The following is a 19,155-nucleotide window of genomic DNA, read 5'->3' as shown; positions in this document are numbered from 1 at the left end:
AATTTTTTTAAAGACAAAATTTAACAAAAGGAGTTTCGTTATGGATATAATGCTGATTTTGCAGATTATAGTCCTGTTCGGAGGCATCTACCTAGGCGTTAAGCTTGGTGGTATGGGTGTCGGTTATGCCGGCGGTTTAGGTATCATTATACTAGCTATGCTTGGTATGAAAGTTGAGATGAAGGGCATCCCTATGGATGTTATCCTTATTATTGCTTCTGTTATCTCTGCAATTACTGCTATGCAAGTTGCGGGTGGTCTTGACTTTTTGGTTCAAGTAGCTTCTAAAATTTTACGTAAGAACCCAAAACAAATCAACTACCTAGCACCAATAGTTACATATTTACTAACTATATTTGCTGGTACCGGACACACTGCGTTTTCTATGCTTCCTGTTATTACTGAGGTTGCAAAAGGTCAAAACATCAAACCAAGCGCACCACTTGCACTTGCTGTTGTTTCAAGCCAAGTAGCAATTACTGCTAGCCCTATCTCAGCAGCATTTGTTGCAATGACAGGCGTTTGTGAGCCTTTGGGTGTTAGCTATCCTATACTTTTATTTATATGTATTTCTACAACTTTCATTGCTATGGTTGTAACTGCATTTTTTGTAAACAAATTTTACGATCTTGATCTTTCAAAAGATCCTATCTATCAAGAAAGACTTGCAAAAGGTCTTGTTGAAGAGGTAAAAAATGTTGAGTATAAAGAGCTAAACCCTTATGCAAAAAGATCAGTTGCGATATTTGGTGTTGGTGTTTTGATTATCGTTGCTTATGCGCTTGCGATCTCAAAAAGTGTTGGTCTTATCGAAAATCCAATCTTAACACGTGATAATGCCATCATCAGCTTTATGCTTACTATCGGTTTTGCTATCGTTGTTTTATGTAAAGTTGAAACTGGTAAATTACTTTCAACTAGTACATTCCAAAGCGGTATGAACGCTTGTATATGTATCATCGGTATCGCATGGCTTGGAACGACATTTGTTAACGGACACATTGAAAGCATTAAAGAGGTAGCTAAGGATGTGGTTGTCCAGTATCCATTTATCCTAGCTGTGGTACTTTACTTCCTAAGCTGCTTGCTATACTCACAAGCTGCAACAACTCGCGTTATGATGCCTGCTGTTGCCGTTGCTCTTGGTATGACAAGTCCTGAGAATGCACAACACGTTTGGATCTTAGTTGCTTCTTTCGCAGCTGTTTCAGGCTTATTCGTGCTTCCAACTTACCCAACAACACTTGGCGCTATCGCTATGGACGACACAGGAACAACAAAAGTCGGTAAATTTGTATTTAACCACTCATTCTTTGTTCCAGGTACTATAATGGTAGCAATATCAGTTGCTTTGGGCTTCCTTGTTGCACCTGTGCTTTTATAAAAACTAAAATCGGTTAAGAGAAATCTTAACCGATTATTCTTCCTTTTAATAGAATAAAATGTAACATTTTTTACATTTTCTCCCATTTAATATAAATCTTAGAAACTAAATTTTATCTTTAAGTAAAATTTTACTCTATTTTTACGAAATTATTGTAAAATAATACTGAAGTCTAAGGAGGAGAAGATGAATAAATCAAGACGAGATTTTTTAAAAACAAGCGCTGGAGCGGGTGTTTTAGCAACCTGTTTTACACCTGGCAGTCTAGGGGCGGTTGGTGCTAAAGCATTAAAAGGAAGCGAGAGTTTTACTCCTAGCTTCTGTGAAATGTGCTCTTCACGATGTCCTATCGAAGGACGCGTGGTAGACGGTAAAAACGTTTTTATACAAGGTAACCACAAAGCGTCCGGAACAGGAACTTCAGTATGTGCTAGAGGTGGCTCTGGACACTCTCAGCTTTACGATCCGCAACGTATAGTTAAGCCTTTAATACGCGTTGGCGAAAGAGGCGAAGGCAAATGGCGTGAAGCTAGTTGGGATGAGGCGTTAGATCTAGTTGCAACTAAAATGCAAGAGATTAAAGATAAATACGGACCGCAAAGCTTTGTGTTTACCTGTAAAAGCTGTCAAACACATAAGTTGATGGTAAATTTTGCTTCAAGCTATGGTTCGCCAAACTGCTTTTCTCACTTTTCAAACTGTCCGATAACATACCAAATGGTTTGTACTCACATGTATGGTGACGCGAAGTTAAAACGTGACTTTAGCAACGCAAAATACATTGTAAACTTCGGACACAATTTATTTGAAGGCATAGTTATATCAGATGCTAAAAAGCTTGCGAAATTTGCGGACCAAAAAGATACAAAGCTTGTAGTTCTCGAGCCTAGATTTAGTGTTGTTGCTTCAAAAGCAGACGAATGGCTACCTGTAAAACCGGGAACTGACCTGGCTTTTGTTATGGCGCTTATTAATACATGGATTAAAAATGATACTTATAATAAAGAATTTATAGAGAAATTTACTATAGGCTTTGATAAGGTCGTAGAGGCGGCAAAAGATACTACTCCACAGTGGCAAGAAAGTATCACTGGCATACCTGCTGCAACAGTTGAGCGTATAGCGGCTGAAATTTGGGCTGCAGCACCTCGCGTTATCATTGACTTTGGACACAAAACTACAACTACAAGAGCCGAATACATGAGAACAAGAGCCATTATGACTGCAAATGCTATGATGGGCAACTGGGAAGTTAAAGGCGGTCTTTTTGGTGGTAAAAATGCAAAAACATATAACAAATTAACAGGACTAAATGAAATCCCCGAGATAACAAACCCAGATAAAGACTTTAAAGTGCCAAAAGGAACAAGGGTTGACTTTGCGGGTGAGGATGGAAAACATAAATTTGTTAGCCGCCAACACGGTGTTTTGATGGATATTCCTGACGCAATTTTAACAGACAAACCTTATCCTGTAAAAGGCTGGTTTAATATACGATTTAACCACCTAATAAACGTTGCCGGTACGCAAAAAACGATAGATGCTATGAAAAAACTTGACTTTATCGTAGTAAGTGATGTTTACCTAAACGATATGGCAACTTATGCGGATGTGGTTTTACCTGAGAGCACTTATCTTGAAAGAGATGAGGGTATAGAGGATAAATCAGGTCAAAAGCCTGCATATATGATAAGAAATAAAATAGTCGAGCCTATCGGCGATACAAAGAGTGGCGCTGAAATTTTCAGAGAGCTTGCGCGCAAAATGAAAATAGACGAACTATACAAATGGAACGACATCAGAGAGTGGCGTATGCAACAAGTAAAGGGCAATGTAGACCTTTTAGCTGCCCTTGAAAAAGACGGTTATGTGACCTGGAAAGTACCTGGAATTTTATATAGAGAAAAAGGTTCTGTTGCTAAATTCGTTGAAAAATATCCAAGCGCAGCTCAATTTGTAGATGAAAACGGTCTTATGGACGGTATGGCTAAACTTAAAACAAAGAGTGGCAAGATAGAGCTATTTAGCGAGGAAGTAGAGGCTCAGTTCCCTGGGTATGGTTGCTTAAATACGCTAGATATGGATGTATTTGGCGGTCATGAGCTTTGCTTGATGAGTGGAAAAACACCTATACATACAAACGGACATACGCAAAACGTTCCTTTCTTAAATGATATGATGAGTGAAGCTCCGATCTGGATACATCCAAAAACTGCAGCAAGAAAAGGACTAAAAGATGGAGATAAAGTTATCTTGCAGAATAAATTTGGCAAAGACAAAGGTAAAGTTATGCTGACTGAGGGCATAAGAGAAGATACGTTGTTCGTTTATCACGGATTTGGTCATACAACGCCTGGCATGACTCGTACAGACGGCGACGGAACAAACCAAAGCAGACTTTTAAATCCGGAAGAGGGTCCGGTGGCAGCCACGATGATAACAAATGTTGGCGTGGATATTATTAAGGCGTAAGGGGGAGATGATGAAAAAATACTTTATGATACATGATGAAAATTTATGCATCGGCTGTCAAGGCTGTTCGGTTGCATGCAGAAGCGAAAACAACGTTCCAAGCGGAGTTTATCGCTTGCAAGTGCATGCAAAAATGACAGGAACGTTTCCAAATTTAAAGATGGATTTTTTACGCCACAGCTGCGTTATGTGTGAAGATAGTCCTTGCGTTACGGTATGTCCTACGGGAGCTAGTTTTAAAACGGCAGAAGGCATTACACTGCTTGATCATCGCACATGTGTTAGCTGTAAATACTGCATCCTGGCCTGTCCTTATGATGCTCGTTTTGTTGAGCCGCAAACAGGTGAGATAGGTAAGTGTACATTTTGCTATGAAACACGCCTTTCAAAAGGCGAGCAGCCGGCTTGCGTTACAGTTTGTCCGACAGATGCTCTTACATTTGGCGATCTAAACGATGAAAATTCTGAAGTTTCAAAAATCATGAAAGAGAAAAAAGTCTATCTTCCTAAAGAGGAATTTAAAACAAGACCACAGCTTGGAATGATAGCTAACCGCAAAGGAGGAAACAATGAATAATATGTGGGGAAGTATGGCTCAATATAATGAAATTTATTGGCCTTGGCCGATCGCGGTGTATTTATTTTTGGCGGGTCTTAGTGCAGGTGCGATGATAGTTGCGTTATTTCTTAGATGGAAGGGTATAGAGCTTGATAAAATTTCATCATCTTCTAAATTTGACGGTTGTTTTAAGGCAGCTGCGATAATAGCACCTATAACTATTTGTGTGGGACTTGCACTTTTGGTGCTTGACCTTGGTAAGCCTCTTAGTTTTTACTGGATACTTATAAAATATAACTTTGCTTCAGTTATGTCTATAGGTGTTGCTTTGCTTTTGCTTTATACGCCTCTTGCGTTTATTTATTTGTTAGTTGCATTTGCACCGCAAATAAAAGCAAGCAATATATCTATCTTAGAGAGTCTTTCAAATTTAGTTTTAAAGTCAGGTCTTGTAAAATTAATGGAAATTTTACTTTTCGTCCTAGCTATAGGAGTTGGCGTATATACGGGCTTTTTGCTAAGTGCGATAAGCAAACTTCCACTATGGGACACCCCTGTGCTTCCTATACTATTTTTAGTTTCAGGATTTAGCTCTGGTATAGCTGCAAGCGTTATTTGTGGTATGGTCTTTTTTAAAGATAATATCGACCAACATGTTGTGGCAGGCTTATTAAAATTTGACCTTTTTGCGATAGTTTGTGAGATAGCCTTGCTTGGTGCTTTATTTGCTCTTATGTTTTCAAAGGGCGGTAGCAGTGAGGTTGTTGCTGTTCAAGCTTTAGGAAGCGGCGCTTTAGCAGGGATTTTCTGGTTTGGTGTTGTAGGTATGGGGCTTGTTTTGCCTATCGTGATAGATCTTACCGTATTAAAAGGTCATGCATATAAACCAACTGCAATACTTTTAAATACTTTACTTGTAATATGTGGCGTAATTTTGCTAAGATATTACATTGTTTATGCAGGTCAAATTTTTACCGGTGCATGAGCAACATGAGCGTTTGTTTTATACAAACGCTCCTTTAAATTTAAAGAGCAAAGGTTTGTGTTGAAGATTTTACTTTTAGAAGATGACATACAGTTTCAAGAGAGTGTTTGTGAGTATTTGCAAATGCTTGGATATGATGTTGATTGCGCTAGTGACGGTCAAAAAGCTTGTGATCTGATAGCTAGCAACTTTTATCATCTTTTTATCCTTGATATAAAAGTTCCAAAGATAAGCGGACATGAGGTTATAAAATACATAAAAAATTTAAATTTAAACACGCCTATAATGATCACAACATCGCTTGTTGATATCGATGATATGGCGATAGGCTACGAGCTTGGCTGTAATGAGTATTTAAAAAAGCCGTTTGAGCTAGCTGAGCTTAAATTTAGAGTTGCCGAGCTTATGAGGAAGTATTATAGTGTCGATGATAAAAATGTAATTAAGCTAAATGGGGGATTTGAGTTTAATACAAGCAAAAGAGTTTTGCAAAAAGATGGGGCTTTAATAGACTTAAGTGCTAAAGAGACTGACCTTGTTGAGTGCTTAGTATCTCATCTAAACATGTATGTAAGCATGGATGAGTTGCGTGAGTTTGTCTGGGGCGACAAAGAGATAGACGGCGCTGATATAAGGATGCATGTTCTTAAAATTCGTCAAAAAACATCAAATGAATTTATAACATCAAAAAGACGAGTCGGCTATAAAATAAATGGATAAAAGCTTTAAAATTCCCATTTTAGCCACTATCGTCATTATGGCGTTATTTGTATTTCAAAGTTTGGTTATTTTGGGATTAAGCCAAAAAGATGAGACTTCAAAAAATCTTTTTAGCTTACTTAAATACGAAAAACAAATACGAACACTGTTTTTAAACAACAAAGAGATGCCAACTTCTCTTATATTTAAATACGCTATTTATGATGCTGATTTTAACCCGATCGTTTCTACCCTTAGTGTAAGACCTGAAAATTTTAAATTTGTTGTGCTTGAGCAAGGTAAATTTTTATTTTATAAGAGTTTTTTCTTTAAGGATAAAAAGCTTTACTATATCATAGTAACCCAAGAGCAAAGCAACAAACGTATGGTTTTCTTAACCGCTCTTATGCTTACTGTTGCCTTGGTTATGGTATTTTTTATACTTTATATGAGCTATCTTGGTAGTGTAAAGCCATACAAAGATGTTCAAAGATACATGAGTAACTTCTTTAACGATGCCATGCATGAGCTAAAAACACCTCTTGGCGTAGCAGGTATGAACCTTGAAATGCTTGGCATGGATAACAAATACACAAATCGTATCAAAAATGCCCTAAAACAAATGCAAATAACATACGAAGATGTCGAGTTTTACATCAAACGCGGATATATAAAATTTCCAAAAGAGCGGATTGACCTTGGCTTATATATACATGAAAGAATTTTGTTTTTAAATAGCGTTGCCCAGTCAAAACATATCATGCTTGTTCCAAATTTAGAAGAAAAAATTTTTGTCAATATCAGCAAACTTGCAGCTCAAAGGATAATCGACAACACCATTACAAATGCTATAAAATACAGTCCTCAAGATAGCAGGGTGATAATAAATTTAAGATCAAACGGCGAAGAGGCCGTGCTTAGTGTTCAGGATTTTGGTGATGGTATTAAAGATACAAAGCGTATCTGGAAGCGTTATGTAAGAGAAGACGAGGTGCGAGGCGGTTTTGGTCTGGGGCTAAATATCGTGAGTGAAATTTGTAACAAGGAAGATATAAAATACGAAGTAAAAAGCGTCCCTAAAGAGGGAAGCACTTTTTATTATTATTTTCAAATTTCAGATTGATAACATTTAAAACAAGAACTCGTTGTCTGGGATGTAGTTTTGTGATAGGTTGCGCTCTTTTTCATCTTTGTTGATATGAAGCACGTAATATCCTATACGCTTTGAGCTAGCATCCATAAGTGGCACGACACTAAAATAATGCTTCTTATATCTTATGAAGTCATTTTGATCAAAGTCTATATCGCGTAAAATTTCAAGTATATTTAAATTTGCGGTATTTAAATTTTCGATATAGTATTTGCTAAGTAAATTTGCGTTTCTTATGCCTTGTTTGCTTATGGCTTGGTCCTTATCTAAAAGCACAAAAAGATCGATACCTTGTTCTTTAAAAAACTCTCCCATGTACTCAAAATCAAGCATAACCTCTATCGTGCCAACATTTTGCTCGCCTACCATTACTCCTGATATGGAGCGGATCTTAACTCCAGCCATGCCGACTTCTATCCCTGTCATTGGTCGTTTTTGCTTTGCTGACTCGCTGATGAGGTGTCTAAAGTGAGTAAGTTTATCTCCATAAAGCTTTGTATCCCAGCTTCTAACATAGCTTCTTAAGTCTTTTGTATGCAGATGAAGACGTAAATTTTTATATACGGAAACCGTGCCGAAGGTGTTTATTATCTCCTCAACATCTTGCAAGCACTTTGTTCTGTCGTTGCTCGTAAAACACTCTTGTATCGCGTCGTTTTTGCTTAAGATGATAGCAAGTGCCAGCGATGATAGTTTTGCGTCTTCTATGTTTTTGTTAAGTTGTTTGATCTGATAGTCGAAATAAACCTTTATACTCTCTTCTTTACGCTCTTTTAGATACTGTGAGTATAGATTGTAAAGTATGGTGCAAACTACTAGGCTTACGATAAGCGTGACGGAGATTATGGCATTTTTTTTATCTTGCAACAATCATCCTTTTAAGCTATCGCTTAAAATTTTTGCAAAGTCATCAAATTTGGCTAAATTTAACTTGCTTTCGCGTTGTTTCTTGCCCCAAACGCTTTCTGGGAAAAATACGTCGTCTTCAAAACGTGCTATGACGTGTATGTGCACGTGAGGGACATAGTTGCCAAAGCTTGCGATGTTTATTTTTGTTGGATTATAAAACTCAAGCATAGTTTTTTCGGTTATTAACATCGCTTCAAAAAGTCTTGCACGAGTTTTTTTGTCGCATTCACTAAGCTCTCGGTATGGGAATTTGGTAAAAATTTTAACCCAAGGAAGCTCGTTTTCTTCGCGTTCTACTTTTATAAATTCATCTTCAAATACCATGTCTTCTCCTCAATTATACAAATGATCTCTCTCTAAGTAGAGTGTAAAGTTTTATAACGGACATAAAAAACGTAACGATAGCAGGACCAAGTATCACGCCCCAAAAGCCAAATGTAGTAAGTCCCGCGATCATTGCAAAAAATATCAAAAGTTCGTTTATTTGAGTTGGAATTTTAACCAAACGAGAGTTAATAAATTTTATCACGAGAGGCTTTAAGAAGGTATCTGCGATGATTGATATAACTACGATCGTATAAATGGCGATCACGATCGCTGCAGAAACATTACCGTTTGCAAACTCGTAAAGGCTTAGCGGACCCCATGCTAAAAGACCGCCGATGACTGGCACAAGTGACGCAAAAGCAAATAAAATTCCCGTCAAAAAGCCATCATATCCGTATATCATAGTGATAATAGCAAACAAAAAACCTTGTATTATCATATTTGCTATGGTTGAGTATGATACGACGCTCATTACGTTTGCTACCTCGCTTAAGACATACTGTGTGTCGTATTTTTCTAACGGAAGAGCATTTTTTAAATACGCAACAAGCTCGCTTCCATAAAGGTTGCAAAAAAAGAAAAACACAAGTATAACAATTATATCGGCTATAAATTTAATGCTGGTTTTACCTAAATTTGTAAGGTTTGATATGAGTTGAGTAAAGAGTGTTTTGATGTCAAATTCGTTTATAAATTCCTTGAAATTTGGCTCTAAAAACGAAAGTGCGCCAGGGAGCTTGAAGTCGTAATTTTTTATGTAGTCGATAGTCGTCGTGATATTATCTATGTCAAAGCCTGCTGCATGCTTGGTTATTTTTATAACTGCATAAAGCAAAGGCGCTATGAACAACAAGAACAAAACTATCGTCGTAAGCGAAGCCGATAGAGTTCTTTTGTTTTTTGTAATGGTTAGAAATTTGACGTTTATGTTTGATGTTGCGACCGCCAAAAGCATGGCGATAAAGATATTTAACAAAAATGGTTTAAATAGATAAAGCACTAAAGAGAGTGCAAAAAATACTAAAAATCCAAAAAATATGCGACTATTCATTGCTTTCCTTGCTAAAAGACAATATTATAGCAAATAATATCAAATAATCCACGGTCAATTTTGTATTAAATATTTCATAACATTTCGCGTTTGCTATCTTGCTGTGTATTATACGTTTAGTGTAACAGTTTGTTTGCATGTCTTCTTTTTATGGGTGATTAAGTGATGAGGAGTAAAATAAGTTAAATTTACAAAGGAGAAGAAATGAGCGAGTTTTATCCGTTTACGGACGATGCGAAATTGCTTTATGAAAGTAGGAGTTCTATGGTGGTTTTTGGTAAATTTGCTAGGTAAAACCGGCGCAAATAATGAAAATATTACAGAAGCTTTAAATAAATTAACCTCAAAATGATAAATAAAATAAAAAACAATACCATGCCAAGCTGAGTGAGTGAGAATGGTTTATTTGATGTCAGGTGGACATATTAAAGTAGTAGTTTATACAAAAACATGAAGCTTTGGGTTAATAGTTGGGATTAATTTTATCTAACTTTTGAGTGAGAAATGCTCACTCATTAAATAGTGTTTTCTCGCTAGCTTTTAGATCGCTTGGCGGCGAAATTTTAAACACATCATATGCCTTTGCTGAGGCGATCCTGCCACGAGCAGTTCGCTCGATATATCCGTTTGCTAGCAAGTATGGTTCAAGTACGTCCTCAACTGTCCCCTCATCTTCGCTCATTGCTGCGGCTATCGTACTTAGTCCTAGAGGTCTGCGCTTTGCTTCTAGTAAAATTTCTAGGTATTTTATGTCCATTTCGTCAAAGCCAAGAGAGTTTACACCAAGTGCGTCAAGCGCCTCTTTGCTTCGCTCATGTGAGATGAAATTTTCATCGTTTACTTCGGCAAAGTCGCGAATTCGTTTTAATAGTCTTAAAGCGATACGCGGTGTTCCGCGTGAGCGCTTGGCTATTTCCAAAGATGCCTTTATGTTGCACTCTTTGCCTAGTTTTGCAGAGGCGATTTCTACGATACGAGATAGTTCTGACGGCGTATAAAACTGAAGACGAAAGTCCATACCAAAGCGATCGCGCAAAGGTGCGGAGATCATGCCCGCACGCGTTGTAGCTCCGATGAGGGTAAATTTTGGTAAGTCTATCTTTATCGTTTGAGCAGCCGGTCCCGAACCTATGATAATGTCAAGACGAAAGTCTTCCATCGCAGGATATAGCACTTCTTCTATGGCTGGACTTAGGCGATGAATTTCATCTATAAAAAGCACGTCGCCCTCTTGTAGGTTTGTAAGTATCGCTGCTAGATCGCCACTTTTTTCTATCATCGGGGCGGCGGTCATTTTTATACTTACTCCCATTTCGTTTGCGATGATGTGAGCTAAGGTCGTCTTTCCAAGCCCGGGAGGTCCGTAAAAAAGCACATGATCTAAGCACTCACCACGCTTTTTGGCAGCTTTTATGAAGACGTTTAAATTTTGCTTGATCTTTTCTTGCCCGATATAATCATCAAATACCGACGGACGGAGTGAAACCTCGTATTCGCTTTCGAAATTTATCTTTTCTATTTCTACTATTCTATCCATTTCATCTTCTATTTTAAATTTTATTTTTAGTTTTTATACTCAAATTCTTCGTTTGGGAAGGCTCTGCTTTTTACTTCATCAGCATAGTTTTGAACGGCATTTTTGATCAAATTGGCGCCATCTAGGTAGCGTTTTACAAATTTTGGTTTAAATTTATCAAAAAAGCCAAGCATATCAGACCAAACTAAAATTTGCCCATCTACTTGGTTCCCTGAACCTATGCCGATTATCGGTACATTTACGCTTTTGCTAACTGCTTGCGCAACATCGGAAACAACTCCTTCAAGCACGATGGCAAACACCCCGGCTGCCTCTAGCGCTCTTGCGTCGTTGATTAAATTTTGAGCGGTTTTTGGATCGCGACCTTTGACGCTATAGCCACCTTCAAATCTCACGAATTGAGGCATTAGCCCGATATGTCCGCATACGCTTATGCCTTCATCGCAAAGGCGTTTGATGGTGTTTGCCACTCTTAGCCCGCCTTCTAATTTAACTGCATCTGCTTTTGTTTTTTTGAAAATTTTAACTGCATTTTTTAATGCCATATCCTCATTTGTGTAGCTACCAAATGGCATATCGGTTATGATAAGTGCTTGTTTTGCGCCCGCACATACGGCATTTGTGTGATATATCATCTCGTTTATACCGATACTTAAGGTGTCTTGCTTGTTGTTAAAGCTCATATTTAAGCTATCTCCGACAAGAATGATATCCGCCGCTTCATCAAAGATTTTTGCAAAAAGTGCATCATAAGCCGTTATAGCAACTATTGGCTCTTTGTTTTTTTTCTTTTGTATATCGGTGACTGTTATTTTTTTTGTGTTAGCGGTCATTAAATTCTCCAAATATTAACAAAAATTATTTAATTTTATCAAAATTTTGTTACAATTCATATCAACCTATGCTAAGGATGTAAAAATGGGTATGCTAAAAAGACTTGAAGTGGACTTTTCTTATGATATTGTTGAGGAATTTTTATCGCATTATTCGTTGATGTGTGATCTAATGGAGCCTTTAATCGTAAATTTATCACGCGAGGACAAATTTAAAAACAACATCGATGAACTTTTTAGAATTTTTCATAATATCAAATCCGCCGCAGGTTATATGCATATCGATCCTGTTTTAAAACTTACCACGCTTGCCGAAGATGTCTGCGAGGAGGCTAGGAGTTTGCAAGGACCCGCAAATGATAGTTTTATTGATTGGCTTTTGCTTGTTAGTGATCAATTTGCAAAATACAAAAACGATATAGAAGGTGATGCTGAGTATTTTAGTGTTCTCAATCCAAATATAATCGATATACCTTCGCAGCTTGACTAAAAATTTAAAAAGCTGTAAAATACTGGGCTAATCTCTTTACGGGAGCGACTTGGCTTCGACAGGAGCAGGATGGTCGTGGTGGCATGTCGCTTTGAGCAAAGCGTAAAAAGCTCAAATTAAATTTAAACGCAAATAACGTTAATTTCGCTCCTGCTTACGCTAAAGCTGCGTAAGTTCAGTTGAGCCTTGCGCTTTTTGATACTATCTAAAAGAGTCCGCGAGTAATCCAGATAGTGTAGGCTAGCAGTTTGACGAGCTGAGAGTCGAAACCTTGTCTTAGTCTAGCTTTTGGTTTTGGAAAGTGAGCCTTGCTAGATGAAACTTTCACTTTTGCTAAACATGTAGAGGCTGCGGTTGTTTTGTTTTTGGACAGGGGTTCGATCCCCCTCGCTTCCACCATTTAGACTATTTAAATCACTTTAAAACCCTTTAAATAAATTACATTTTACAACGATTTTATCGCTATTTTAATATACTTTTTTATTTAAATAAATTTAAATAGATTCCAATGATTTTATATGGTTTTAAGCAATTTTAACGGACAATATGACGGACTTTTAAAAATCCGTAAAAACAAGTCCGTAAAAAAAGGATACGCTATGCCAAAGATCAACGCTCCGCTAACCGATACTGCAATAAAGGCATTAAAGCCAAAAGATAAAATTTATAAAAAGTCTGACGGACAGAATTTATTCTTAATCGTGAAGCCGACCGGCAAAAAACTATTTGCCTTTGAATATAAAAGCCCACTGACAAATAAAATTCGCCGTATTGCTCTAGGCAATTACCCAGAATTGAGTTTAGCAGAGGCAAGAAATAAGCGTTTTGAGCTTATTCGGCAGATAAAAGACGGCAATGATCCGCTTATCGTAAAAAAACAAACACAAAGCACTTTAGAGCAAATCGCCTTAAAATGGCTAGAAGTAAAAAGCGAAGCTATAACACCAGAGTATCATAAACGCCAAATTTTACTTTTAAATAAGCATATTGTGCCGTATCTTGGCAATAGACTGATACATACTATAAGCGCCGTTGAGATAATAGACGTTTTAAAAATCATAGAAAAATCGGGGCGTATTGAGACTATCAAGAGAATATTTATACTATTTAATCAAATTTTTAGATATGCGCTTAGTTATCAGCTTATCACGCACAACGTGGTAGCCGATATAAATTTTAAATACACGTTTAAAACAAAAAAGACAAGGAATTTTCCGACGCTAACAAGCCCGAATGATATTAAAGGACTGATGCTGTCTATTGACGGCTATCAAGGAGACATCAAGACAAAAACGGCGCTAAAATTAGGCGTTTTAACAGCGGTTCGTCCGTTTAATATACGTAGCGCGGAGTGGTCGGAATTTGACTTAAGTAATAAGTTGTGGGTAATTTCAAGTGATAAAATGAAAATGAAAGAGCAGTTTAAATTGCCGCTATCTAGGCAGGCGGCGGATCTGTTGCGTGAGTATAAGAAATTTTGCGGAAATAGCAGGTATTTATTTCCAAGCTTACGAAGCGGTGAAAGGGCGATGAGCGAAAATACGCTAAACGCAGCATTGAGACGCTTAGGCTACACAAAAGACGAGCTAGTGGCGCATGGATTTCGTGCTATGTTTTCAAGCGCGGCTAACGAGATGAGAGAGGTGCATAAAATGCCCTCTGACATCATAGAAAAGTGTTTGGCGCACAAAGGCACCGATAAAATCCGCCAAGCATACAATAGAGCCGAAAATTTAAACGATATGCGGACTTTAATGCAGTGGTGGGCGGATTATTTAGACAGCCTAAGCGACAACTGATCTGATATACGCTTGTATCTCATTTTTTGAATATCTTACGTTTTTTCTAGTGATGACGTGCTTTTTTATTTTGCCGTCTTTTACGTATCGCCAAAGCGTTACAAGATTGCATTTTAAAATTTTGCACGCCTCTTTTGCCGTTAAAAAATCGTCACTCATTTTTTATCGCTCCTTTGTTTATTTTTCCAGATTTGTTCTAATTTGACGTTAGTCTCTTTTATCACAATATTGCGCGGACGTATTTGTCTTGGGGCGTTAAAGCTTTTCTGGTCTTGCTTTTCCGCATTTTTAAAGACTGCTATTGCTTGAGCGTATGTCATATCTCGCCTCTTAATATCATTTCGTTAAACATTATCGCGTTACTGACCTTTGCTATTCTCGTATCGTCGCGCTTGTCAAACGGCACGGCGGTAAGCTCTTTTAAAAGCTTTTTGCCGCACTCTATTTTTGCCTTAAAATGCTCGTCGGCGTTTGGTAGCTCGCTAAGCGGCACGCCGTATAGGTATTCGGTCTTTTTCATTGCGGCAACCTAAACCCCAGCCCATACAGCGGAGCTATCTCTACATCTTCGCCGACAAAGGCTACCGCTTCGGCTTTCGTCATACGCTTTTCGCTTTTATGCCAGCCGTCACTCATTTTAAATTCCCAGTACCAAAGGACGTCATCAAATTTAGCGTAGCCATCGTCTTTACCAGCTAAAAAAACGCTATAAGTATATACACACGGGTCAGCTGTGATTTCGTCGCTTTTTTCAACCAAACGATCGCCGTCTTTAAATTTAGGCTCTTTTTGCTTTATGCGGTAATCGTTTAAATCCCACGCCCATTGCGGCTCATCGTCTAAATCATACCAAACATCGGGGCGGTCAATATCATTAAATTCTATCTCTTCGCCTCTCTCGTAAGCTTGCATTACTTCTACCATCTCTTTAGTTGTTTTCATTGTTTATATCCCTGTCTTGTTGTAGTTTAATTATCTCAAGTGCCATTTTTAAGTGTTCCTCATAAATGGCAAAGCGTTTTTCTATAACGGCTAAAAATTCTCTGTCTGATTGAGCTCTATGCTCTATACTTGCAACCTCTCGCTTAAAATCGCAATATGTAGAATACATACTACCACCTAGCCAGCTCAAGACACATAAAATCAAAAATAGCATAGTCCATGTTTCACTACTCATTTTGTGCCCCTATTAATTCTTTGTTTCCATAGATATTGCCGATGACTACCCAATCGCCAAGTTCATCAATGTTATAATTAATATTGCAATCGTTCTGTGGAATAACTACAAAACTATTTAGGACGTATTTTATAACTCCGACTTCGCCATCTTGCGGCATACCATCTAGCGGTTGAACAGATGGGTCAAATTTCACAATATCTCCCTCATAAATCTCTACGCCGTTTTTGTCTTTTAGCCCGGTGTATAAACTTCTTGTGACAAAGAAATAGTCTTTTAATAGCGGAGTATCGCATATCTCATCAAATTGGCAGCCCTGTTCTATTTCGTCAATCGTAAAGTCCTTATGCATAAAGTCTTTGCCGTTTGAATATGTATATTTAATCTTAATCTCTCTCATTTTTATCCTTTTTTGTTTTTTCGAAATTTGCTTGTCAAACAAATTTTAATTACCAAATTCCCTAAATATCGGCATTGCACTAATCATAATAAACCGATTTTAAGGGAATTGTCAAACAACGATCAAGTAAATCAAAACGGGATAGTATCGTCATTGTCGTATTTGCCGTCGTCAGCTTCGTAATATTCGTCTTGCTGCTGCGGCGGTGGGGTTTTTCGCTGTTGCGTTCGTGCAGTTTGATTTTGTTGCCCGTAACCGCTGTTTTGATTGCCGTATCCGCCTTGATTATAGCTTCCGCCGTTTTGATTTTGTGGATCGCCTAACATTTCTAAATTTTCGACATCTACTTTGTGTTTGGAGCGGTTATTGCCGTAGTTATCCTGCCACTGCTCGAATTTTAATCGCCCCTCTACTAAAAGTTTTGAACCTTTTTGTAAGTATTGATTAGCTATTTCGGCTTGCTTGCCGAAAAACGTTATATCGATAAAGCAGGTTTCCTCCGCCCTTTGCCCTTGTGCGTTTGTGTATTTGCGCGTTACTGCTATGGCGGAGTTGCCGATACAACTTCCGCTATTTGTATATCTTAGCTCAATATCACGTGTGAGATGACCGACTAGAATTATTTTGTTAAACATAATTTTTCCTTTTTTAATTCGTCTAAATATTTTGGCTCGTAGCCGTTTTGCGCCATTATCGTTTCTAAAAAGGCGATATGGCTTAAAAAGTCCGCTTCCCTAAGCTTGGTGTAACTTAATGGTTCACCGTTTTTCTCTCTTGGATAATCAAAATCTAACCGCTTTAAGAGTTGTTTTAGCGTTTCGTCGGTCAAATAAAACGGGCGGATCGCTATGCGGTGCTCGTTAAAAGCAAGATACCTAAGTCGCCTAATTTCGCTTAAAATAACCCCGTGTATAAAGCGGTTAAATTTTGATGAAATTAACACGGCTTAGCTCGCTACACGCACGCTCCAGCTAACCGAGCCCGCCTTTATGTATTCATCGGGGATTTTTGCCCCGCTGTGCTCGCAAAAGGCTTTATAGTCATAGCTTGGCTTGCGCTCGGTTTTAAAAATCGTTAGCCCGTAGGCTTTTATCTCAACCCCGCCCGCTTTAGCGATCGCACGCTCTTTTAGCTCGTTAATCTCGCGCTCAATAGCCTTGCTTTGTGCGCTTAGCTCGCTTAGCTTGCCTGAAATCTCTAGCCACTCGTCGTCTAGCGCACCGCTTGGCTTATACTCGGCTTCAAATTTATTCCACGCCTTAATAAGCTCTTTTATGGCTTTTTCATCGCGCGCCACTTCGATACACTCTATCTCGAGCTCAAAATCCTCATCAATACGCCCGACCGCAAAAATGCACCGCTTAGCGCCCGTTACGTAATATTGGTGCTGAATTTGATAAAAGTATTTATCGCTTGGGCGTCCGTGCTCTTTTAAATAAGCGAATTCTTTATCGCTAAATTTGATCTCGCAAAAGGCGTTTTCCATCAAATCATAGCCGTCTAGGCTCGCGCTAAACCTTTCGTCATCATCGCTACACCAAACGACGGGGAGCAGGTCAAGATGAAATTTAGCCTTTAGGTATTCGCGTATAGCCGGTTCGTATTCGTGCCCCAGTCTCATCGCTTCGTTTTGAAAAGTTTGTGCGTCCGCGTATTTGATCTCGGCTAATCGGTAGGGCTTGTTAAAACCTACGCCCATAACATCGCCCGCTTCGCTAGCGTTAAATTTGCTTTTGCGGTATTCCAGCCACTCGGGGCTGTTTTGTTTTAGACTAACTTGCATTTTTATCCTTTCAATAATCCTTTTTCTCTCATAAAATATTCATCGCCGTCATTGATAAAGCTCTTGACGGCACCTATCGCCGTAAAAATATGCTCCATTTGTCCTTGTATCGTATCAAGGGCTTTTATAGATACGTTTTCGGTCTTTACGCTCTCGTCTTTTAGCTCTCTATACTTTCTCATATAAAAATTCATATCGAGCTTGTAATTATGCGCGTCCGCTTTTGCATTTTTCAGTTCAAGCTCAAGCATAGCGATCCGCTCGTATAAATTTGGCGATTGTTTAGCCAATACAAGCTCGGCTTTTAAAACCTCTATTTTTTGATTATGCTTTGCGATTTGCCCTAAGTAGCCGTTGATTTGGTTTTGATGATGTTTGGATTCTAAGCGACTACCTGTTTCAAGGGCGGAGATTTTATCAACGTAGTGTTGAAATTTTAAGGCTTGGAGTTCTTTTTCACACTTTATAAAATACTGCCTTGCTTCTTTGCCTTTATCGTTGTTTTCTACCATACAAAGCTCTTTCGCCATATCTAGTGTGATGAAGTATTCTTTGCGGGGTCTGCCTTTGGTATAAACTATCTGAATAATGTAGTCTTGATTTTCGATAAAGCCGTATTGGGTGATACGGTTTTTAATCCAGTCAGAATAATCTTGACCTGAATTTAAAAAACAATGAAGCTCTCTTGCATTAGCTGAATTAATTTCAGCCCCTATGTTTTGGTTGTTATAGATTGTGATATTCATCATATGTCCTTTGTAGTAAGTTTATATGATGAAATCATATAATATATATGTTTAATATATTCTTAATGTAGTAAAGAAATATTTTAAAGCGATACTAAATGTAGTATAGTTTTCCATAAAATTATGGTAAAGCCCAAATTTAGGGCTTTTTTAAGTCTTGTGCTATCAAAAATACTACATATGTTGTAAGTGGTAAGCCCAATTCATCGGCTTTTTTCTGTAAATCATCTTTCATTTTGTCGCTAACTCTTATTTGTATAAGGTTGCTTCCTTTTGTTTCTTTTTCCTCTGCCATCTTATCTCCTTTGCGTAATCCATCTGTTTAAAATCCGAATGCCTATTTTTTGGTTTCCCTAATAAACATAAACATTATGTATTGGTTCAGTGAAACGCCTGCTTCTTTTGCCAAAAGCTCCAATTTTTCTTTTAATTCCACTGGAATTTTAATTTGTAAATTGTAGCTACCTGTTGTTGTATCTTTTTCATCCGCCATTTTGTGTCCTTTCCAAGTTATCTGCAATTACTATCTATATCATCAAGCCTGTTTGTTAGTTCTTGCTCTACACCACCAACATAGCTACCAACAATATCATCTATAAAATCTTCCATATCGCCAATTCTAATGTATATCAAAATAAGCATAATGCAAACAAAAATTCTATAAATCCAAGTCATTTCAACTCCCCTTTTTTTGAAACAAAATCCCTAAATTCTATAAAAAAGGGACTAAAATTTGGCTTTTACTATGGCTGAATGTATCGTTACTTCTGAATTTCCGATAATCTCCGCCAAGCTGTTTATACGTTAAATTTAGCTCTTTGCAGGTTTGCTTTATTAGATTTTCGTTTTCCATT

At 37.9% G+C, this 19,155-nt stretch carries 26 protein-coding genes and 1 other RNA gene; 9 read left to right on the top strand and 18 right to left on the bottom strand.

Annotation, left to right across the window (positions count from 1 at the left end; translation table 11 throughout):
* The first annotated feature begins 40 nt into the window (after window positions 1–40).
* The 6 genes from CCAL_RS07080 (at window position 41) to CCAL_RS07055 (ending at window position 7,222) form a co-directional block, all read left to right on the top strand.
* Complete coding sequence (locus CCAL_RS07080; RefSeq protein ID WP_172285118.1) at window positions 41–1,384, top strand: anaerobic C4-dicarboxylate transporter; 1,344 nt, start codon at window positions 41–43, stop codon at window positions 1,382–1,384.
* 186 nt (window positions 1,385–1,570) lie between these two features.
* Window positions 1,571–3,856: a thiosulfate reductase PhsA gene (phsA, locus tag CCAL_RS07075; protein ID WP_169937699.1), complete on the top strand. Its 2,286-nt coding sequence runs from the start codon at window positions 1,571–1,573 to the stop codon at window positions 3,854–3,856.
* Window positions 3,857–3,866: 10 nt separating this feature from the next.
* Window positions 3,867–4,433, top strand: coding sequence for a 4Fe-4S dicluster domain-containing protein (locus tag CCAL_RS07070; RefSeq protein ID WP_169937701.1), 567 nt, complete (start codon window positions 3,867–3,869; stop codon window positions 4,431–4,433).
* Entirely contained in the window at window positions 4,426–5,400 is a 975-nt protein-coding gene (gene nrfD, locus CCAL_RS07065; RefSeq protein WP_169937703.1) for an NrfD/PsrC family molybdoenzyme membrane anchor subunit, read from the top strand. Before CCAL_RS07070 ends, nrfD begins: the two co-directional genes overlap by 8 nt.
* 60 nt (window positions 5,401–5,460) lie before the next feature.
* The gene (locus CCAL_RS07060; RefSeq protein WP_169937705.1) at window positions 5,461–6,120 is read left to right on the top strand and encodes a response regulator transcription factor; all 660 of its coding nucleotides are present in this window, start codon (window positions 5,461–5,463) and stop codon (window positions 6,118–6,120) included.
* On the top strand, window positions 6,113–7,222 hold the full coding sequence (locus CCAL_RS07055; RefSeq protein ID WP_169937707.1) for a sensor histidine kinase: 1,110 nt from the start codon (window positions 6,113–6,115) through the stop codon (window positions 7,220–7,222). The genes CCAL_RS07060 and CCAL_RS07055 overlap by 8 nt, the downstream gene beginning before the upstream one ends.
* A 6-nt stretch (window positions 7,223–7,228) precedes the next feature.
* Here the strand turns inward: CCAL_RS07055 and CCAL_RS07050 are convergent, their stop codons facing one another.
* The 5 genes from CCAL_RS07050 to panB form a co-directional block, all read right to left on the bottom strand.
* A complete protein-coding gene (locus CCAL_RS07050) occupies window positions 7,229–8,116 on the bottom strand; it encodes a cache domain-containing protein (RefSeq protein ID WP_170017159.1) in 888 nt (295 codons plus the stop codon).
* Between the two features lie 3 nt (window positions 8,117–8,119).
* Window positions 8,120–8,482 (bottom strand): HIT family protein, encoded by a 363-nt coding sequence (locus CCAL_RS07045; protein ID WP_170017157.1) that lies wholly within the window; start codon window positions 8,480–8,482, stop codon window positions 8,120–8,122.
* Between the two features lie 13 nt (window positions 8,483–8,495).
* Entirely contained in the window at window positions 8,496–9,536 is a 1,041-nt protein-coding gene (locus CCAL_RS07040; RefSeq protein ID WP_170017155.1) for an AI-2E family transporter, read from the bottom strand.
* Window positions 9,537–10,044: 508 nt separating this feature from the next.
* On the bottom strand, window positions 10,045–11,073 hold the full coding sequence (gene ruvB, locus CCAL_RS07035) for a Holliday junction branch migration DNA helicase RuvB (RefSeq protein WP_169937714.1): 1,029 nt from the start codon (window positions 11,071–11,073) through the stop codon (window positions 10,045–10,047).
* A gap of 26 nt (window positions 11,074–11,099) precedes the next feature.
* Entirely contained in the window at window positions 11,100–11,906 is an 807-nt protein-coding gene (gene panB, locus CCAL_RS07030) for a 3-methyl-2-oxobutanoate hydroxymethyltransferase (protein ID WP_170017153.1), read from the bottom strand.
* Window positions 11,907–11,991: 85 nt separating this feature from the next.
* On the opposite strand from panB, the gene CCAL_RS07025 reads away from it, so the two are divergent.
* The 3 genes from CCAL_RS07025 (at window position 11,992) to CCAL_RS07015 (ending at window position 14,195) form a co-directional block, all read left to right on the top strand.
* A complete protein-coding gene (locus CCAL_RS07025) occupies window positions 11,992–12,396 on the top strand; it encodes an Hpt domain-containing protein (RefSeq protein ID WP_169937718.1) in 405 nt (134 codons plus the stop codon).
* A 40-nt stretch (window positions 12,397–12,436) separates the two neighbouring features.
* Window positions 12,437–12,795, top strand: a transfer-messenger RNA (tmRNA) gene (gene ssrA / locus CCAL_RS07020).
* A 200-nt stretch (window positions 12,796–12,995) separates the two neighbouring features.
* Window positions 12,996–14,195 (top strand): tyrosine-type recombinase/integrase, encoded by a 1,200-nt coding sequence (locus CCAL_RS07015; RefSeq protein ID WP_170017047.1) that lies wholly within the window; start codon window positions 12,996–12,998, stop codon window positions 14,193–14,195.
* Here CCAL_RS07015 and CCAL_RS07010 read toward each other — a convergent pair.
* From CCAL_RS07010 to CCAL_RS06950, 13 genes are all read right to left on the bottom strand, one after another.
* Window positions 14,181–14,354 (bottom strand): helix-turn-helix transcriptional regulator, encoded by a 174-nt coding sequence (locus CCAL_RS07010; protein ID WP_170017049.1) that lies wholly within the window; start codon window positions 14,352–14,354, stop codon window positions 14,181–14,183. The two genes, CCAL_RS07015 and CCAL_RS07010, sit on opposite strands and share 15 nt — an antisense overlap.
* A 157-nt stretch (window positions 14,355–14,511) precedes the next feature.
* A complete protein-coding gene (locus CCAL_RS07005; protein WP_170017053.1) occupies window positions 14,512–14,715 on the bottom strand; it encodes a hypothetical protein in 204 nt (67 codons plus the stop codon).
* Window positions 14,712–15,137, bottom strand: a complete 426-nt coding sequence (locus CCAL_RS07000) for a hypothetical protein (protein ID WP_172285009.1) — start codon at window positions 15,135–15,137, stop codon at window positions 14,712–14,714. Before CCAL_RS07000 ends, CCAL_RS07005 begins: the two co-directional genes overlap by 4 nt.
* A complete protein-coding gene (locus CCAL_RS06995; protein ID WP_170017055.1) occupies window positions 15,124–15,372 on the bottom strand; it encodes a hypothetical protein in 249 nt (82 codons plus the stop codon). The genes CCAL_RS07000 and CCAL_RS06995 overlap by 14 nt, the downstream gene beginning before the upstream one ends.
* Window positions 15,365–15,772, bottom strand: a complete 408-nt coding sequence (locus CCAL_RS06990) for a YopX family protein (protein ID WP_172285117.1) — start codon at window positions 15,770–15,772, stop codon at window positions 15,365–15,367. Before CCAL_RS06990 ends, CCAL_RS06995 begins: the two co-directional genes overlap by 8 nt.
* 131 nt (window positions 15,773–15,903) lie before the next feature.
* Window positions 15,904–16,407: a single-stranded DNA-binding protein gene (gene ssb, locus CCAL_RS06985; protein ID WP_172285116.1), complete on the bottom strand. Its 504-nt coding sequence runs from the start codon at window positions 16,405–16,407 to the stop codon at window positions 15,904–15,906.
* Entirely contained in the window at window positions 16,392–16,715 is a 324-nt protein-coding gene (locus tag CCAL_RS06980) for a hypothetical protein (protein ID WP_172285115.1), read from the bottom strand. Before CCAL_RS06980 ends, ssb begins: the two co-directional genes overlap by 16 nt.
* Before the next feature lie 3 nt (window positions 16,716–16,718).
* Window positions 16,719–17,555, bottom strand: coding sequence for a lambda-exonuclease family protein (locus tag CCAL_RS06975; protein ID WP_172285114.1), 837 nt, complete (start codon window positions 17,553–17,555; stop codon window positions 16,719–16,721).
* A gap of 2 nt (window positions 17,556–17,557) precedes the next feature.
* Window positions 17,558–18,301, bottom strand: coding sequence for an antA/AntB antirepressor family protein (locus tag CCAL_RS06970; protein WP_170017064.1), 744 nt, complete (start codon window positions 18,299–18,301; stop codon window positions 17,558–17,560).
* 139 nt (window positions 18,302–18,440) lie between these two features.
* Entirely contained in the window at window positions 18,441–18,596 is a 156-nt protein-coding gene (locus CCAL_RS06965) for a hypothetical protein (RefSeq protein WP_170017066.1), read from the bottom strand.
* A 42-nt stretch (window positions 18,597–18,638) separates the two neighbouring features.
* Complete coding sequence (locus CCAL_RS06960) at window positions 18,639–18,794, bottom strand: toxin-antitoxin system HicB family antitoxin (RefSeq protein WP_170017068.1); 156 nt, start codon at window positions 18,792–18,794, stop codon at window positions 18,639–18,641.
* Between the two features lie 17 nt (window positions 18,795–18,811).
* Window positions 18,812–18,976, bottom strand: coding sequence for a hypothetical protein (locus CCAL_RS06955; RefSeq protein WP_170017070.1), 165 nt, complete (start codon window positions 18,974–18,976; stop codon window positions 18,812–18,814).
* A 37-nt stretch (window positions 18,977–19,013) separates the two neighbouring features.
* Complete coding sequence (locus tag CCAL_RS06950) at window positions 19,014–19,154, bottom strand: hypothetical protein (RefSeq protein ID WP_172285113.1); 141 nt, start codon at window positions 19,152–19,154, stop codon at window positions 19,014–19,016.
* Between the last annotated feature and the right edge of the window lies 1 nt (window position 19,155).

This window comes from Campylobacter sp. RM6914, assembly GCF_004803835.1.
GTDB lineage: Bacteria > Campylobacterota > Campylobacteria > Campylobacterales > Campylobacteraceae > Campylobacter_A > Campylobacter_A californiensis.
The sequence above is the reverse complement of the archived record's forward strand: the minus strand, read 5'-3'. Positions and strand labels throughout refer to the sequence as shown.

Bases quoted from the DNA above. Each gene is read 5' to 3' on its own strand.
- CCAL_RS07080 (WP_172285118.1), top strand. From the start codon at position 41: ATGGATATAATGCTGATTTTGCAGATTATAGTCCTGTTCGGAGGCATC.
- phsA (WP_169937699.1), top strand. From the start codon at position 1,571: ATGAATAAATCAAGACGAGATTTTTTAAAAACAAGCGCTGGAGCGGGT.
- CCAL_RS07070 (WP_169937701.1), top strand. From the start codon at position 3,867: ATGAAAAAATACTTTATGATACATGATGAAAATTTATGCATCGGCTGT.
- nrfD (WP_169937703.1), top strand. From the start codon at position 4,426: ATGAATAATATGTGGGGAAGTATGGCTCAATATAATGAAATTTATTGG.
- CCAL_RS07055 (WP_169937707.1), top strand. From the start codon at position 6,113: ATGGATAAAAGCTTTAAAATTCCCATTTTAGCCACTATCGTCATTATG.
- CCAL_RS07045 (WP_170017157.1), bottom strand. From the start codon at position 8,482: ATGGTATTTGAAGATGAATTTATAAAAGTAGAACGCGAAGAAAACGAG.
- CCAL_RS07040 (WP_170017155.1), bottom strand. From the start codon at position 9,536: ATGAATAGTCGCATATTTTTTGGATTTTTAGTATTTTTTGCACTCTCT.
- ruvB (WP_169937714.1), bottom strand. From the start codon at position 11,073: ATGGATAGAATAGTAGAAATAGAAAAGATAAATTTCGAAAGCGAATAC.
- panB (WP_170017153.1), bottom strand. From the start codon at position 11,906: ATGACCGCTAACACAAAAAAAATAACAGTCACCGATATACAAAAGAAA.
- CCAL_RS07025 (WP_169937718.1), top strand. From the start codon at position 11,992: ATGGGTATGCTAAAAAGACTTGAAGTGGACTTTTCTTATGATATTGTT.
- CCAL_RS07015 (WP_170017047.1), top strand. From the start codon at position 12,996: ATGCCAAAGATCAACGCTCCGCTAACCGATACTGCAATAAAGGCATTA.
- CCAL_RS07010 (WP_170017049.1), bottom strand. From the start codon at position 14,354: ATGAGTGACGATTTTTTAACGGCAAAAGAGGCGTGCAAAATTTTAAAA.
- CCAL_RS07005 (WP_170017053.1), bottom strand. From the start codon at position 14,715: ATGAAAAAGACCGAATACCTATACGGCGTGCCGCTTAGCGAGCTACCA.
- CCAL_RS07000 (WP_172285009.1), bottom strand. From the start codon at position 15,137: ATGAAAACAACTAAAGAGATGGTAGAAGTAATGCAAGCTTACGAGAGA.
- CCAL_RS06995 (WP_170017055.1), bottom strand. From the start codon at position 15,372: ATGAGTAGTGAAACATGGACTATGCTATTTTTGATTTTATGTGTCTTG.
- CCAL_RS06990 (WP_172285117.1), bottom strand. From the start codon at position 15,772: ATGAGAGAGATTAAGATTAAATATACATATTCAAACGGCAAAGACTTT.
- ssb (WP_172285116.1), bottom strand. From the start codon at position 16,407: ATGTTTAACAAAATAATTCTAGTCGGTCATCTCACACGTGATATTGAG.
- CCAL_RS06975 (WP_172285114.1), bottom strand. From the start codon at position 17,555: ATGCAAGTTAGTCTAAAACAAAACAGCCCCGAGTGGCTGGAATACCGC.
- CCAL_RS06970 (WP_170017064.1), bottom strand. From the start codon at position 18,301: ATGAATATCACAATCTATAACAACCAAAACATAGGGGCTGAAATTAAT.
- CCAL_RS06965 (WP_170017066.1), bottom strand. From the start codon at position 18,596: ATGGCAGAGGAAAAAGAAACAAAAGGAAGCAACCTTATACAAATAAGA.
- CCAL_RS06960 (WP_170017068.1), bottom strand. From the start codon at position 18,794: ATGGCGGATGAAAAAGATACAACAACAGGTAGCTACAATTTACAAATT.
- CCAL_RS06955 (WP_170017070.1), bottom strand. From the start codon at position 18,976: ATGACTTGGATTTATAGAATTTTTGTTTGCATTATGCTTATTTTGATA.
- CCAL_RS06950 (WP_172285113.1), bottom strand. From the start codon at position 19,154: ATGGAAAACGAAAATCTAATAAAGCAAACCTGCAAAGAGCTAAATTTA.